The organism is Fulvivirga sediminis, assembly GCF_016757215.1.
Classification (GTDB): domain Bacteria; phylum Bacteroidota; class Bacteroidia; order Cytophagales; family Cyclobacteriaceae; genus Fulvivirga; species Fulvivirga sediminis.
On the sequence record NZ_JAESIY010000014.1, the window covers coordinates 19181 to 33641 of the forward strand.

General features: G+C 39.8%; 6 protein-coding genes. All 6 read right to left on the reverse strand.

Features of this window, described 5'->3' with window-relative positions; translation table 11 throughout:
• Positions 1–4488: a T9SS type A sorting domain-containing protein gene (locus JL102_RS20650; RefSeq protein WP_202246371.1), complete on the reverse strand. Its 4488-nt coding sequence runs from the start codon at positions 4486–4488 to the stop codon at positions 1–3.
• A gap of 2274 nt (positions 4489–6762) precedes the next feature.
• Complete coding sequence (locus JL102_RS20655; RefSeq protein WP_202246372.1) at positions 6763–8010, reverse strand: phospholipase D-like domain-containing protein; 1248 nt, start codon at positions 8008–8010, stop codon at positions 6763–6765.
• A gap of 38 nt (positions 8011–8048) precedes the next feature.
• Positions 8049–8411, reverse strand: a complete 363-nt coding sequence (locus JL102_RS20660) for a hypothetical protein (protein ID WP_202246373.1) — start codon at positions 8409–8411, stop codon at positions 8049–8051.
• Between the two features lie 3 nt (positions 8412–8414).
• Complete coding sequence (locus tag JL102_RS20665; protein WP_202246374.1) at positions 8415–9644, reverse strand: GIY-YIG nuclease family protein; 1230 nt, start codon at positions 9642–9644, stop codon at positions 8415–8417.
• On the reverse strand, positions 9637–11685 hold the full coding sequence (locus JL102_RS20670; RefSeq protein ID WP_202246375.1) for a DEAD/DEAH box helicase: 2049 nt from the start codon (positions 11683–11685) through the stop codon (positions 9637–9639). Before JL102_RS20670 ends, JL102_RS20665 begins: the two co-directional genes overlap by 8 nt.
• Entirely contained in the window at positions 11682–14435 is a 2754-nt protein-coding gene (locus JL102_RS20675; RefSeq protein ID WP_202246376.1) for a class I SAM-dependent DNA methyltransferase, read from the reverse strand. The genes JL102_RS20670 and JL102_RS20675 overlap by 4 nt, the downstream gene beginning before the upstream one ends.
• Between the last annotated feature and the right edge of the window lie 26 nt (positions 14436–14461).

Below are 14461 nucleotides of genomic sequence, written 5' to 3' on the forward strand. Positions count from 1 at the left end.
CTATTCTATAATAATTTTTAGGGTTTTTGTTATATCTTTTGATTGTAATATTAGAAAGTATACACCTGGCTTCAAATCATCAAATTCAAATGGCACGTCATATTCTTTTGCTCCATCTCTTTCTTCAATAGCGATCTCCCCCTGACCTTGTAACCTTAAAAACTGAAGTTTTATAGGTTGAACTTCTGTAAGCATCACGTTAGCCGTAAACTTTCCGCTATTTGGATTAGGATAAACTGTAAATGACTTAATCGAATCATCATTTTTTCCAAATTCTTCTTTTGATGTTTCTCCGCTGGCTCCTGTAACTATAATTTCTTTACTCATAGATGCTTCACATCCTCCCAATTGAGTATTTAAGGTGATGGTATAGGTACCCGGCTCAGGAAATATCACTTGCTGATGATAACCATATTTCTCCATAGAGATAACTTCTTCTGGTATTTGCCACTCAGATGTGGTAGGTTCAGGGTAAGAAACATTGACTAACACTACCGTATCTCCAGCTACAGCCTCACTTAAGACTAAATATTCTGCGGATAGTACTTCATTACTGATTTCCAATTCATATTCAGCAGTGCCGGTACAGCCATTCATATCGGTAACTAATACTTCATACCTTCCTGGCATATCTGCCAATAAAGTCTGCGATATACCTATTTGTTCGCCTTCAAATATCCAGCTATAATCGCTACCAGGGTAGCCCGCATCTAAGAACACAGTTTGACCTTCACATACCGTACTACCTCCACCTAAGTCTGGGGAAATAGGTATAGGTTGCTCCAGGGTTATCACTTCAGAAAAAGTACACCCATTAGCATCCACTACATCTAATTGATAAACCCCTGCACACAAGTTATAAAGACCTGAACCAGAAACACCTCCTGACCATGTAAATTCATATGGAGGTGTACCTCCTTGTAATGAAACCTCTAAACTTCCGTCACAACCATCATAGCAAGAAGGCTCTCTTTTATCGACCAGAAGTTCAAAGGGCTTAGGTGCTGATATGTCCACCTCAATAAAATTGATACACCCCTCTGTATTTTCTATCTGGATAAGGTATGAGCCTTCGGGTAAATTCTCCTTTCTAATACCTTGAGTTCCATCAGGCCAGGTAGCTATATTTCCAGACTGCAATTCAAGTGCAATAACACCATCAGAAAGACCATAACATGTAACATGATCTACATTTATAGCCACTGGCTCTGGAGCATTAGTATTGGCTATCCCAAAATATTCTTGCTTAGTGCAACCATTATTATCTGTTATACTGAGTTGATATCTACCTGCTTCTGCATTTAATAAATCACGATCATTACTAATTTCTATCCCGTCCCCTTTCTTCCAACTATAAACATAGGGAGGAACTCCTCCACTTACATCAACCCTTACTGTTCCATCTTCTTCCAAACATTCAGTTGACGTTATTGCTAAAGGAAGTATGGTTAAAGAGGCAGGGCTATAGATATGCACCTGCTTAGTAAGAGGGCAATTTCCATAACTATCTGATACAATCACTTCATAATCACCTGCTGCCAAATCAGTAAAAACACCTTCTTCTAACCAAGTTCTCCCTTGATCAATAGAGTATTGATATGGAGGTACACCGCCTTGTGCTTCCAATGTAAAACTTCCTTCTGCAGCTCCGCTGCACAGCACATTATTCAACGAGGCTAATCGTACACTCAATTCATCTGGATCTTCTATTTGGATGGTCAAACTATCTACACATCCTCTGGCATCTTCTGCATAAAATAGATAATCGCCAGCCTCCAATTGACTGAATACTCTATTCTCATATTGCATGTCAACCTTAGTCAATCCATATTTATATGCCGCATTCCTCCATCCGCCTGAAGCTTGTAAAGTAATAGAGCCGTCAGCTGAACCAAAACATGTAGCCTGCTGCAGCTGATTATAAGACAAATCAAAATCCATGGCGGGCTCGTCGATACTAAAAGGAGAACCTGAGCGAGGGTATGAGCACCCATTATCATCCTTCACTAGCAAATAATAAAGCCCGGCATTCAGACTCTGCATATCAACTGACGCTGAAACTGCCATGGTATCTTCATGTAAAGTTTGTTTATATTGATCCTGCCACGTTAAATAGTATGGGGCGGTTCCTCCCTCAATTGTCGCGGTTACTGAACCATCTTCATCTCCTTTGCAGATAAGTGATGTGGATGACAATAAGGTATTTAGCCTATCAGGTTGTGGCATAAAGACGGTATCAAATCCCTGGCATCCATAATAATCTTCCATTTTCACTTGATAGTATCCCGATATCAATTGTTCAAAAACAGCACTATCTACAGGACTTTCCGTTGCTCGTTGCTCATCAAATGGAAACTCGAGATCTGGAGGGACCTCTAAATGTGTTAGGGTATAATAGTAACTTTGCCCTTGATATGGCAATCCTTCCTTAGCCAGCAAGCCTACACTAGCAGTAGCGCTACCATAACAGCTGGCAGGTAATATATTTCTAGCATCCAGAATTATTTCATTAGGCTGAGTTAGAGAGGCTGTGGTGGTCAACTCACATCCATTCGGATCTCTCATTAACACCTCATAAGTAGTATCTCCATATAAATTCCCTATAAAAGTTTCTTGTGACACGCCTTGCGTACTAGCCATCAAGTCTGCCCCTATGTATAACTGGTAAGGTGTGGCTCCTCCACTTAATGTGAAGTTAACAGTATCTGCACCCCCAAAGCAGCTTATATTATAGTACTCGCTATTATCGTTGGGGTTATGATATTCATTTGCAGGAACCACCTGTACAAATTTTAATGGATCAGGGCGACTAAGAATAATATCTTCTGTTCCCTCATAAGCACAGTCATAACGGTCAGTAATATCAAAAGTATACACAATATCATCACCGCTTCCATTTACAGGAGGTAATGAGGTATAAACAGAATCATCCCTATATTCAGAAAATCCTTCGTTTGAGCTTAGATGAAATTCGTAAGGACTGGTGCCCCCCTCACCTGATAAGGTTATAATACCATCTTCCGACTCATAACAAGAAACTTCTGCCCCTCCCACATATTTATAGGTTTCAGCTGTGGCTGTAGGTAATGAAGAGGGCTGCTTTATCACTATATTAGCCGTTGAATAACATTCAGTACCACTATCCTCATCCTTTACTTCAATGGTCAAAAGATAGCTGCCTGCAACTAAATCAGAAATTATCACAGGATTACTCTCACTAATTCCCCCTACCGGATCATCATTTCCTCCTTGGTCACTGTCCACAGTGATATATAATTCCCTATCATCATCCACTCTTTTAATGGATATGTAGCCTGTGTTATCTCCTTTACAAAGTACATGTTGGATATCAAAATACTCATTAGAATACAAAGGCTCTTCGTCCTTATTAAGTATGCCATCTACTTCTTGCGGCAAACCAATAATTGGGGGTGGTGGTGGGAAAATATCTACAGGTAAGCTGTTAGGGCTATAATCAAGATTAGTAACATTGTCTTTATAATATATTTTTACCGAATAATACTTAGTGACATTCTCACGTACTTCAGGGGTTGGTAATTTAATGGCATAAAGACCATGCGGTGAATTTTTAGTAGTGGTTGCAATCAACTTATATGCCCCCTCACCTGGAATCGTAGATTTTTCATACCACTCTAACTTCTCTATCCTATCTTCTTTAATTGGATAATTACCAGGCTTCCAAAAAATATAATAATTGTAATCAGATTCTCTATCGCTACCACATACTACTTGAGTCCCTGATGCTGTAGGATTATCTTTATCATATTCCCCCTCATATGCAAATTGAGGAGCGTGCATTACAGGAGGGGTGATGGTATAGCGAATCTTTGCACTATATTTAGTGTCAAAATCCTCTTTAGTCACATTAATTATACCTGATCCTATCTCTTCATCAATAGTAAAGCTAATTGGTTTTACAACCCACCTAAAATCATCATCTTCAGTCCCTCTACTGCAATCCATATCATAATGGTCATTGCCCATGCAATCCTTCTCATAAGCTCTGATGACTAAATGAAAGTCCAGTATCAAGTCAGGCCTATAATCAATCAAACTATCATATACCACATATGGAAGTAATGCTCCAACCCTATGAGAATCATAATTATCCGCCTCCGTTATACATCCTCCAGTGGGAAAATCATCAATACCTATAAAATCCATCCCTTTAAACAAAATAGCATCTAAAGCGCCATTAAAGGCACCTCTTTGCACCACCCCATCATAAGAATCTCTCTCTGGACCTGTACCCACATGCCATCTATAATCTTGGGTACCATCTGAATCTGAGCCTCCATAGCCACAGAGCTCTATTACTTCCAGCTTAATCCTATACTGCCCCTGCGCATAAGAATCCTGGGCACTCACATGCGTGGAAACAGATAGATTCAGTAGAAAGAAAGAAAAAATTAAGAAAGCTAGATTTATAGAAAGAATAGACCTACCCTTAAAGAAGAGTTTTTTCATAAAAGCAAAAATAAACAACAAAACCTCATTTATAACTGAAAGAGATAATCAATGAACTATTTAAATATTACATCAATAGAGATATGATTAAATCGTGCTACAAATAAAATATAACCAAAAAAAATTCCTTTTATGTTACATTTTATATTGGATTCAATATAAATTCTGAAAGTACTAAATAGGTAACCACTGTTAAAAGAGATTAATAATTTATTACATTATTAAGTAATTTTGTCCTTATTCAAGATAGGAATGAAGCCGATAACCATCTTCTCACATCCAACTAATTAATTTAAAAAGCTGAAATTCAATGAATTAAGATCATTTTACTCATTATCAAGAAAGGCACATTTATAACTGCGGAATTCATCTCTGCCTAATTCTGACTGCAATAAAAATATCCCCCTAATATCCCGTTTCACCTTATAACTCTCAGAGATTTATTTACTGCACTTTTTGCTTCTTCATTATTTAGGTAGGGCCCGAATTATTTTATATCAATTAGTCATCATAATGCAGTATACTCAGCGGAAAGACATCTTTTTCGTTTAGGACTAATTTTATCCCCCTTTTCTCAAACCCACGACACTTCGTTCACCACCTTCTCAAAACGCACAATAAGATTAAACCAGAATGCCCTACTGCATAGGCCTCATTACATTCTGGCTTAACCTTATTATTACCCCACCATTTTCATTAAAACTACGGGCTGAATAAGGCTCTTTTCGTTCTTGCAATCGCCCCATTCAACCTCGCACAACAAGCCTTTTAACTTACCCTCACACTCCCCTGGGTAAGTCAATACCCTTGTTTTTTCCGCTAAGTTTCTATACAGTAATTTGGCACCTGCTCACATTTCTAACCGCAAAAATATATCACAATACAAAGCCTGTAAAGGGTATATAAACAGTGCCCTACTCAGCCCTTCCCTACTGCCCTTGACAAACTTTGTACATTAATTATGAACAGGCATTTAAGAAGTGACGACTGATTCTCTGGTGCTGGTGGTAAACTATATTTCTATGAAATAGATATACCCTTCCCTTTTAAGTGAGTGGCCTGTTGGGATGGCCACAGCAAGATGCACAAATGTATACATTTGGATCTTGACCTAACGATAAGTGCCCATGCTCGGAACTCGCATAGAGTGAATGAATCATACCGAAGTTCTATCTATTACCTGTATAGAATTGGGATTGCTCACTTCCATAAACACTGACAGCTTAGGTTTTTAAATGTCATTCTGAATTCCTTTTTGGAAATAATATTGGTTATTAATATTTACTCACCTCTTTTATGCAGTATCAGAATGGTGGAATTGATTGGTTTGGTAAACCAGCGTTTCGTGAGACTTTTAAGACCCAACTATCATCCGTAAGCTGGACTTTTCAAATTTTAATAAAAATAGCTCATCACAACAGCCTCTGCAAATAGCTCTGTTAGCTTATGGATGTTAATGTATGGTATTTGCATTACTAGAGTTTTGTTAAGTACTCTAATATGCTTGAGACCATGGATTTTGCTTTATCAAAGGTGAAAATGAATGCTAAAACCGCAATTATGAAGGAAGCAATTTGAAGTCGATAGTTGGTCTTGTATGTGTTCAGTTCCTCCAAATGCTTGAAAATCTCGTTCGTGCTTTTTACTCTTGAATCTAGCGTTTGGTGAGACTTCGAATCTCATACGAATAGCTTGCTCAGCCTATATAAAGAGCAGTGGTAGTTATACCAGCAGCCACGAAGTTAACAGACAAATAGACTTCCATTCCATGGCAATTCTACTCCTCTCCATATTGTCAGACTTAGCATAAAGTATGTTATTGAAAGGACAGCAGTTAGACCATTAAAAACAGTTAATATTTTTATCCAATTGGGATTACGTTTTGCAATGATGTATGACGTTAGTAAAGTTAAATTCAAGAGTACCAGTATCAATATCATTCCCAAGTCTCCAAGCCCATGCCCAAAAGATAAGCAGCCATTAAATATTCCAATTGTCACAAAGAGTAAATACATAAATGAGACAATTAATATGAATAGGTTCAATTTCATTTTTTATGCGCCAACATCCGTATAAGGAGACACCTTATACATTTTATGGAGCCCAATCTAACTATTTTGCTCTAAAACTCATAATGCATCACCTGCAGCGTTTGGTGAGACTTTTAAAGTTCGATGCGGATTAGTGACCTTCTTATACTGAGAGTAATTCTACCACCATGCCGAGCATGGCCGCAACGAAGATCAAGATTTAGGTAATTCATAAGCCGAAAGTTTAAAATAAATCGATTTCAGCATTCATTAATTCGTATATAGGGTAGAGTTTTACAAATTCATTCAAAACAGTGGATTCTATATTGACATCTGATATTTGTTCATCTAAATAATAATAATCACGACCGATAATAAAATATTCATAGTCTTTCTCTGCGGTTAAAATCTCATCGATATCCTCTAATTGACTTATATCCCTCAAATTAATGTTTTTTGCAGCGCTTATCCAGTAGTCATTTTTTATCTCCATTAAAGAATCGAACAAACGTTGCTTCAAGTTTTTATTTTGCATTCTTCTTCTAAATGCAGAGCGATCTATAGAGCTACCATTGGGTTGTCCTAAAACCAGCCAAACTCCAACATTTTTTTCATGAATGATTACCTGTAACCTAATATGGTTTACAAATGATGCGTTCTCTTTGTCATACCCTCCTAACTGATCTTTAGATTTACCATAATGCAACCAAATTGATTGTATTGTCATTCCACTAAATCGGTTAATACTAGCTCTCGAGGTTCTATCTTGTTTTCTAGAATTCTGATAGAGTTCCTCCAAACCATAATTAGCGAATTGATGGTATATTCTATTATGTAGATCAATTAGTCTTCTTCTTGTATTACTTCTTAGTTTTTTTAATTCTACACTATTTCTCGTTCTATATTCAGGGCTGAAAATAGTATGGTGATCCAATGTGAAAAATTGACCGTTATTTCTTGTTACAGTGACTTTGATCTCATCAACTTCATTGTCAATTGCCTTTTGAAGTTCTTTGATTCTTTTGAATCTCTTCCTGTGTTCGTTAATTAATTCCTGAGTGATTAGAACTGCTTGGCTATCCATATTCCAGTACCACCCAATCAGTTCTTTACAAGTTTTCTCAGTAGTAATCTTAATGTTTAATTCAACATTATTTATCAAACCTCCAGTCGTTGCATTTGAGGACCCAACAAATGCAATAAGAGATCCATCCTTGTGCTTAATTATATACGTTTTAGGATGAAAGCAATATTCTGCTTCACGAACTTTAGCATTAAAATTATTAGAACAGAGAGATCTTAACTTTTCAAGTATTTTTGGAGGAGTTGGTAGATCTATTCCTACTAAATGATGTTGTACCACTTCTGTAGGAAGATTCTTAAAATGTTTAAAACCTCCATTGTTCATCATTGCAACAGCTGTCCAAATTTCCACAGCATTTACAAGCGCAGAACTTAATTCTTTTTCGATATCATCAACAATTTCTATCAAGAGAGTATTTAATAAATTAAAGGTTCTAATTAATATTTTTAATTTTTCTTGATGAATTTTTTATTCAACCTTTCAACCTCATCCATTATTTCGGTCAGTTTAAGTATTCTATTCTGTCTGGGAAGTTCTGGATGAATCCAAAACCTTGATTTGTCTTGCAACTGACTTGCTAAACCGGCATTAATCAACCGAGTGCATCGAGCTGCCTCGTTCCAAAGATTAGAGAGTTTTTCATTAGGAATATACTTACCGTCTTCATTTCTAAGGTAATTGTATGTTGCACTCCATGCTGCATGAATAGATGCGATTGCTTCATTGGTTTGCTCTTTATTCTTTCGTTTGTGTTCATGGAGCTTGTCCACGACCCAAGAAAGTAACCTAATATCTCCAACTGTACTCATAGCCTAGCTCCCTTTTTTAGACTTATGCTTCCCCAATTCCGCCTTTTTAGGGTCATAATAATAATGACTAAGACTTCCCTCTTTGATCTTCTCAACCATTTCATCTATAACGAATATTGGAACCAGAAACCATTCTCTAGCCTTGACTGGTTTCCCAAAACGATCCATGATCTCAATGTCTAATCTGGCAGGGCTGAAAAACCTGTGAATCACGGCCTCTAATTTCACTCGATTGATGTTGGCAAGCTTATAAGTAGCTACAATCTCGACATCAGCCATGAGGAATGTCGGATCATTCTTAGCGTTAATAATTCGCTTTTCGACGGCTCCTCCTGTTACACCTATTTTATGAACTATTTCACGACTCTCTTTTATGGTTGGATGATCAGATTTGCTTCTCAAAACGTAGATTGTTCCGCTTTCTTGATCGTCTGCACTGCTTTCACCGTTAAATAGTGGGCCCGAATCTGCTGGAGTGATGAATCTACTTGTTTCATCTTTATACATAGCTCTAATGAGCGATCTTAGAAGTATGTTACTCTCAGTACCATTTGCATATATCACTCTCAAACGCGAATCTTCTTCACCATTGGGTGCCTTGAAAGTGTCACCGATTTCAGCTATATATGCCATTTGTCCACCGACTATGATCCACTGAGTTTCTTTAAGATCTGTCTTAGTAAATCCTGCATCTTTTCTAAATCGGATAGTTGTTCTCAATCCATTATCAATGTCCTTTTTAACTGCTTCAAACAAAGGCTTAAACTGCTCAAAATCTTCGCATACTTCACGATTGGCGATTTCTTCAGCAGCACGCTTTTCTGCACGGGTTTTTACGTGTCTTAGATTGGTAATCGAGTTCTCCTCTTGACCATCCACTCCTAACTGAGCCAATAATTCATCATCGTCCAGATCATCCAATACCTCTTCCTCTACGAGGGTTGAGTCGTCTAGCAAATTTTGATGATCAATGTCTTTGACTAGAATCCTGCATTCTTCTTTCTTTCGGATTTGATCTAGTCTTACCGCGTAAAGCCGCTCGAAAATATCTTTGTCCTCTCCATGTTGTGGAAGACGTTTATTCTCTTCTACAAACTGCTGAATCTCCTCAAAACCTGCAATGATGCGCTCCTCAGGTGGTGTATGTTTGACAACCTTCTTGGCTTCAACCTCTATACCGAGCTCAGCCAATAAAGCATCATCTTCTTCTGTTAACTTCTTTTCCTTAGCCATTTGCTTGCTCTGATTTTAGTCTAGTTAAATATGCAATTCCTTCGGCCATTCGTTGCTCCCAGGGGTCAGCAGCTTTGATATCCGGTAGTCTTCCTCTCTCCTTCTTGAACTTCAAAGCTCTTTTAGCCAATTCACGCGCTTCATCCAAAGAAAGGTTTGGTTTCCTACCTGCAATTACTTGTGCCATGGCTTTGAGACTTTGCTCGTTCATGGCTTTGGAAAGTATGGAATACGCCTCGCTGAATGGATTGATACTGTCGATCCAGTCTACATCCAACTCCCTCACATCCATGGCAAATTTGCGCACCCCATCGATCAATGCTGTATTACCTTTGGCCTCCATTTCAGGATCATTGTTCAGCACCTTTTTGGCTTGCTGTGTGAGGTTAAGTGCAGCAATGGCATGCTGACGCACGGCCTCTTGATCTTCTGCGTCCAGCTCAGGATATTTATCTTTGATTATCTTGCCCATGCGCACCTGAGTAAGCTCTTGGGGAACAGTTTCTTCGTCAAACAAACCTCGCTCCAGGGCTTGCTTATCTTGGGCAAAGGCTGCTATTACCTCATTAAGATCTTCTTTGCAAATACGCTGTGCATCCTCACTTTTAGGCTCGGTCAGACCTTTGATCTCTATTTGATATTGGCCGGTTTCTTGATTAACTCCAATGTTGCAACGATCCGGATCGTAACCATCTACTCCATAGTCGTAGTTGGCATCTGGTTTCGAATCTTTGTGCTTAGGCACAAAATTAAATTTAGGTGCTAAGACTTGCTCCATTAGCAAACTCGCAGAGATGGCCTTTAAGGTATCATTCACCGCGTCGGTCACGGTTTCCTCCGTAGCATCTGGCTCAGCAATCAGGTTGGTAAAACGTGCATTGGTTTTATTAGGTGCATCACGAGTTGCACGACCGATTATCTGTACGATTTCTGTCAAACTGGAGCGATATCCAACGGTAAGTGCATGCTCGCACCAGATCCAGTCAAAACCTTCCTTTGCCATGCCCAGGGCTATTATAATGTCCACATGGTCTCTGTTCTTTTTCGCTTCTGGTAGTTTTAATGCGGCTGATACTTTGTTTCGCTTACTGGCATCATCATCTACCAGATCGGCAACTTTCAAAATCTTTCCTGCCGGAGTTTTAATCAAATGAAAACCTGTTTGTGCATCTACCCCTTGCCATTCACCTAGCTCATGCATGATGTGGTTTACTTCCTTGATCTTGTCGCCCATGCTCTCGCGTGAGTTGACATTGGGGATGTGGATGATGGTCTTTTCTTCAGGGTTGAGCACCTGCATGATGTCCTCTGCATAGGCACCACTGTAGAAGTAGTAGCCGATATTGAGTGTCTTGAGGTACTCATAGCCATTGAGCTGATCATAATAGGTGTAGGTTACAGATTCAAACTTCGCTTCATCCTCTGGCATCAGTACCGGATTGGCATCACCACGGAAGTAAGAGCCCGTCATCGCTACAATGTGCACCTTGTCGCGAGCCACAAATTGTTTAAGCTGCATGCCAAGCACATTATCTTCATCGGCACTCACGTGGTGAAACTCATCGATGGCAATGAGGCAGTCGTCAAATGCTTCTACACCAAAACGCTCTACCGCAAAGCGAAACGTGGCATGTGTACATACCAATATTTGGTCTTCGCTATTCAAAAAAGAATTGACCGAATTGACCTTGCTGCCGTCCTCTCCTGGTGAGTTACAGAGGTTCCACTTAGGAGCCATCTCCCAATCATAGTAAAAACCAAACTTCGTCAAAGGCTCATTAGCAAAGCTGGAACCAATGGACTTCTCTGGTACTGCAACGATGGCCTTCTTCACTCCTTGCTTATTAAGCTTATCCAGTGCGATGAACATTAGTGCACGGCTTTTACCAGAGGCTGGTGGCGACTTGATGAGTAAGTACTGCTCTCCACGCTTCTCATAAGCCTGTTCCTGCATGGCACGCATGCCTAGCTCATTGGAGGTGGTGGAGCCTCCGGTTTGTTTGTAGTTGACAGTTACAGAGGGTATGTGGTTTTTACTCATGCGGTTTTATTATTAGCGGTCATTTGGGTGTATAGTTCAAAAAGTTTTTCCAAGCGCTCAGTATCGTTTTTAAAACGTCTACCAATGTAAATACGCTCTAGCACTTCATCATTACGTTCATGGGCCTGGCGGAGGTCCGCTGGCATCTTGTCCGGATCGTACAGGTCTGCGATGGTGGCAGGAAAGTGCCGCTCTCGGGCGATGAGGATCTCCTCAGCGCAACGGGTCAGGTCTGCTCTATTCTTCTCTGTGAGAGTAGGAACTGGAAAGGTATTCCAGCCCATGGTGTTAGAATATCTTAAATCTGTCTTCATTTTACCACATACTGTGGTTATCCACACAAGATGTAGTTTAGAAGCGATGAGAGATAGGTTCCAGAGCTCAGGATTAAAAATCCCAAAAGATAGGTCTGTAATGATTGATCCTTGAGGTAAAAGACCAACAGGTATATAATCTCTGTTCTCAGAAGAAACCTTAGGGATAATAATTACCGTTTCACTACCTAATTGGCGCACTTCTCCGAATCTGTAAGGATATTTTGCTAATGATTTAGTCGTTTTTCTTTGACTTTCTAAACGAGATTTCCTGTTTAGTTCGAAACGATTTAGTAACCATAAACTCTCAGATGCATCGTCATTTTCACTTTCGTGAACCCAAATACAATATCTTGATATTCCTCTTATGAACTCTTGAGATCCGTATAATGGTCTTATAAATTTTACAGGAACATTATAATCTTTAAGTGCTTCACTTGCTTCTGATTTGGTCATAAGTAAATGTCCACTATCATTTGGCATGTTTCCAAAATTCATCTCAGGCAAACTAAATATGGGTTTAGATGTAGGCTGAACAATAACTTCATCAGCAGGTGTGAGGTATGCATTAATATGATTACACTCCTTAAGCATTGTGTTGCCGTGGCGGTCTAAACCATACAGTTTTTTTGACTTATCCCGATTGCGCGAAATACCAATTACATTTACTATAACAGCAGCATTATGACTTGCCAGATTCGTCCATTTAAAATTTGTATGTGCAAATTGTATTTCATTACCGGTTCTAAAAATTAAAGGCCAAAGTGTTGCGACTTGTCGTCCTTGACAAATGGAGTTGGTTGATACGAAAGCAGAAGCTGCATTGGTATGTCGGCCATATTCTGCCGCTTTCATAAACCAGCCAGCTACATAGTCCAGTGATTTCCATGAGGTGGTTTTGCCTTTGAATATCGCTTCCAGGTCAGCCTTTTGCTCATTTGATTGCCATTGACTCCCTAAGTAAGGTGGATTTCCACAGATATAGGTTTCACCTCCTTCATTTTTATAGTCCATTTCTGCCTGATCTGTGAGGCTAAACAAATTTTCTTGAAAATGCTTTACACCAGTTCCTGTAGGTGGGCATATAGAAAGCCATTCTACTCTAAGGGCATTTCCTTTATAGATCCAGTTTTTCACATCTAATGGAAGGAACTCGGCTAGTGCAAGCTGCTGTCCTCTATAAACCACATCGCACTGGTATTCTGCTATAATCAAGGCTAATCGGGCGATCTCCGCAGAGAAGTCTCGCAGTTCTATGCCTCGGTAGTTCGTGAGTGGTATCTCCGTCACTCGGTCAGCCTCACCCAGTCGTTCGTTGATTTCGTGCTCAATCTTTCTCAGTTCCTTGTAAGCGATCACAAGGAAGTTACCTGAGCCACAAGCTGGGTCAAATACCCGTATGCGAGAAATACGGTCTCTGAGTGCGATCAATTTGTCTTTGTGTTTTCCAGCTCCGTCAAGTTCTGCCCGTAGCTCATCGAGGAAGAGTGGGTTGAGCACCTTGAGTATATTGGGTACAGAGGTATAGTGCATGCCTAGGGCACCTCGTTCGTCCTCATCTGCCACAGCCTGTATCATAGATCCAAAAATGTCGGGATTGATCTTTTTCCAATCCAGGTTTCCCACATGGATCAGGTAGGATCTCGCAATCTTAGTAAAGCATGGTACCTCCGTAGAACCGCTGAAGAGTTCACCATTGACATAAGGGAAGGTATTTGCCCAGTTTTTTACAGCTTCTGCTTGCCTGTCAGCCATTTTGATGTCCATGGCCCGAAAGACCTCACTGATGATCTCATGGGTATCTGATGCATCGCTGGCACTCATCTGCTGCACCGTAGCAGTGAATAGTTTGTCCCCGTGAAAGATGTCTGTATCCTCAGCAAAGAAGCAGAATATGAGCCTCGCCAAGAAGTGGTTCATATCGTGCCTACGCTCAGCAGTAGCCCAATCGGGGTTGTGTCTGAGTAGCTCAATGTAGAGTTTGTTGAGTCGGCTGGTAGCCTTGATGTCAAAGGCATTTTCACGGATCTGTTTTACAGTACTGATACCTGCTAGTGGTAAGAAAAAACCAAAATGATTGTGAAATCTGGAAAACTCACAGACTATAGTCTCACCAGCGCTGAGTTCTTCAGCCTGGAAGTCCACCCCATCTGTCGCCAGGATAAATTTGGCTTTAGCATTTGCCGTTGCAGGGCTTTCTTTCAATGACTTTAGGGTGTCTGATACCTTTCCGGCCTCACATACAGCTATATGAATATTATTTTGCTGGAGTACCCCACCGTCAATATCTGATTTATTGTTGTTGCCAGTCCTTAGTCGCTTGATGGTGGTTTCCTTATTGCCAAAGGCTTCCAAAAATTGATATGGAAACTCTACAGGATCAAATGGCTGCTCTGCCATGAGCGATACCGCCTCTTCTATTTCTACTGCGTTCATTTATTCTTGTTCGTAAGAAAGGTGGT

Excerpts from the sequence above, each read along its gene's own strand:
- JL102_RS20665 (WP_202246374.1), bottom strand. The coding sequence starts at position 9,644 with ATGGCTAAGGAAAAGAAGTTAACAGAAGAAGATGATGCTTTATTGGCT.
- JL102_RS20670 (WP_202246375.1), bottom strand. The coding sequence starts at position 11,685 with ATGAGTAAAAACCACATACCCTCTGTAACTGTCAACTACAAACAAACC.
- JL102_RS20660 (WP_202246373.1), bottom strand. The coding sequence starts at position 8,411 with ATGAGTACAGTTGGAGATATTAGGTTACTTTCTTGGGTCGTGGACAAG.
- JL102_RS20650 (WP_202246371.1), bottom strand. The coding sequence starts at position 4,488 with ATGAAAAAACTCTTCTTTAAGGGTAGGTCTATTCTTTCTATAAATCTA.
- JL102_RS20675 (WP_202246376.1), bottom strand. The coding sequence starts at position 14,435 with ATGAACGCAGTAGAAATAGAAGAGGCGGTATCGCTCATGGCAGAGCAG.